This window comes from Methylobacterium variabile (genome assembly GCF_001043975.1).
GTDB lineage: Bacteria > Pseudomonadota > Alphaproteobacteria > Rhizobiales > Beijerinckiaceae > Methylobacterium > Methylobacterium variabile.
In genome coordinates this window covers 1-1,407 of the sequence record NZ_LABY01000393.1, presented here as the reverse complement: position 1 = coordinate 1,407, position 1,407 = coordinate 1, and the positions used below count along the sequence as shown (strand labels likewise).

Annotated in this window: 2 pseudogenes; one reads left to right on the top strand and one right to left on the bottom strand. The window is 64.4% G+C overall.

Features of this window, described 5'->3' with window-relative positions:
• Positions 1-799, top strand: a pseudogene (locus tag VQ02_RS33380) (prenyltransferase/squalene oxidase repeat-containing protein); the annotation flags it as partial.
• A gap of 253 nt (positions 800-1,052) precedes the next feature.
• Here VQ02_RS33380 and VQ02_RS37855 read toward each other — a convergent pair.
• Positions 1,053-1,407 (bottom strand): annotated as a pseudogene (locus VQ02_RS37855) (transposase); the annotation flags it as partial.

The following is a 1,407-nucleotide window of genomic DNA, read 5'->3' as shown; positions in this document are numbered from 1 at the left end:
CTACCCCGACGTGGACGACACAGCAGTCGTCGGCATGCTGCTCCACCGCAACGGTCGACCCGAGCACGCGGAGGCAGTCGAGAGGGCACGGCGCTGGATCGTTGGTATGCAGAGCCGCAATGGTGGCTGGGGCGCCTTCGACGCTGAGAACGATCGCGAGTACCTTAACCACATCCCGTTCGCCGACCACGGCGCGCTGCTCGACCCGCCGACCGCCGACGTCACCGGCCGCTGCATCTCCTTCCTATCCCAGCTCGGACACGAAGGGGACCGCCCGGTCATCGAGCGCGCGCTGGCTTATCTGCGCGCTGAGCAGGAGGCGAACGGCAGCTGGTACGGCCGTTGGGGAACCAACTATATTTACGGCACATGGTCGGTGCTGTGCGCCCTCAATGCCGCGGGCGTGCCGCACGACGATCCAATGGTAAGCCGCGCCGTGGGCTGGCTAGTCTCGATCCAGCGGAGGGACGGTGGCTGGGGCGAGGACCAGCGGAGCTACGACCTCGGCCGCTACGTCGAGAACGCCGAGAGCCTGCCCTCTCAGACGGCTTGGGCGATGCTCGGATTGATGGCGGTTGGGCAAGCCGACGATCCAGCAGTGCTGCGCGGGGCGGCTTACCTTCAGCGTACGCAAGGGGCGGATGGCGAGTGGCAGGAGCAGGCCTACAACGCGGTTGGCTTTCCGAGGGTGTTCTACCTCAAGTATCACGGCTACCGATTGTTCTTCCCTCTCTTTGCCCTGTCGCGCCTACAAAATTTGCAACGTGGCAACAGCCGCAAGGTCAGCTTCGGCTTCTGAGTTCCGCGGGCTCTGTAACTCGAACCGCGAAGCTGAAGCGGGCGACGTTCGTCAGCGTGAAGGCACCCGATCTGCTGAGCCACTTCCCGGTGATCTTTGCTTCTGTCTCATCTGGGTGCCAAGACAAAACCTCAAGAGTACCAATCCATTCTGACCAACCAGCGGCCTGTATTCACCGCCGTCAACGTTCCTTATCGCAGAAGGTGCGTCGGAAATCCATTGGCAAGATGCCAAGCTGTGCCGCAAATTGCTGGTGCGTCGACAAAGGTGTTCCAAACCCAGCCTCCCGCGCAACATGATAGACCTTACTGCGCCCCGAGATCCTGACAGCCCAGGTCAGGCCACGCGCGCTCATGGCCTGCCGGAACGGGGTGGACCCATAACCCGCATCGGCCAGCACGCAGTTGGAGCGCAGGCCCCCCTCCCGGACCCAGTCGATCTCCGCGACGGCGATCTCCAGCTTGGTGCGGGCCTCGCGCCGGTCCTCAGGGACACCGGCCCTGGTCATCCGGTGCGGGCCTCTCGTCCAGGTCTTCGGGCAAGAACAGCGCCAGGCCGACCGCCACCGGCACCTCGCCGCGCGCCAGCGTCAGCGACACCAACGTCTG